Raw genomic sequence first — 888 nt, 5'->3', positions numbered from 1 at the left:
CGTTCCCGTCATGTTCGCTTTCGCCGGCGGTCAGCGCGCGCACGATGTTGCTCTCGCCGCCGTCGGCGGAAGCGAACATGACGGGAACGCGTTCGCCAATGCCAGAGCGCATCGACTTGACCAGGTCCAGGCCGGACAAGCCGGAGGAATGCCAGTCGAGGATCAGCATGTCGACGGTCGAGCGCGACAGCGACTTCGACATCGCCAGGCCGTCGCTGAAGGGAATGCATACATGGCCGAGCCGCTCGACGATTTCGCCGACGACATAACGGTGCTGGGGATCGGACTGCAGGATTGCGATACGCATGATGACGATGCCGGTGACGCTGCGCACGATGACTTCGGCTTGATGGATCGAAGGCATCGCAGAAGGTCTCGTGAAGCTTCACAAGACCGCTTTGAACGCGCGAATTTTGCGGAGCGGCACCACCTTGTTCTATCGGACAACTCCTAAACTCCCGGACAACACGGTCACAAATGCTTTCAATATGTCGCGGGAGGTCACTGCTTGTGCCGACTCGTGCCTGCTTCAGGCGAAACGGCGTTTCGCAGGCGTGCGGTCGGGACCACATATCGGGATGCACGAAAGCAACAGGGCGTGATGCAAAAACCTTGCACGCACATTTCAGGATTCACGGAAACGTCGTGCGTTCCAGCTCGTTAAGCTGGGTCACATGAACTCGAACCTTCACTCCGCACGCGCTGGACTGAGCACACGTCAGGCGCTGATCGTCACCACGGCAAGCATGGGCTTCGTGGTCTCTCAACTCGATGTCACCATCGTCAACGTCGCGCTGGCGAGCATGGGACGCGACCTGCACGCGAGCGTCGCGAGCCTGCAATGGACTGTGGACGCCTACGCGCTCGCGTTCGCGGCGCTGATGCTTA

1 protein-coding gene and 1 pseudogene are annotated in these 888 nt (G+C 60.1%); one reads left to right on the top strand and one right to left on the bottom strand.

The genetic code is table 11. The annotated features are described in order from the left end of the window. Positions 1–334, bottom strand: a 334-nt coding sequence (locus tag ACRXB1_RS36895; RefSeq protein ID WP_449494886.1) for a response regulator transcription factor, incomplete at its 3' end; no start/stop codon positions are given. A 340-nt stretch (positions 335–674) separates the two neighbouring features. Here ACRXB1_RS36895 and ACRXB1_RS36890 point away from each other — a divergent pair. Further along, positions 675–888, top strand: a pseudogene (locus ACRXB1_RS36890) (MFS transporter); the annotation flags it as partial.

The organism is Caballeronia sp. M23-90, assembly GCF_053574605.1.
The sequence above is the reverse complement of the archived record's forward strand: the minus strand, read 5'-3'. Positions and strand labels throughout refer to the sequence as shown.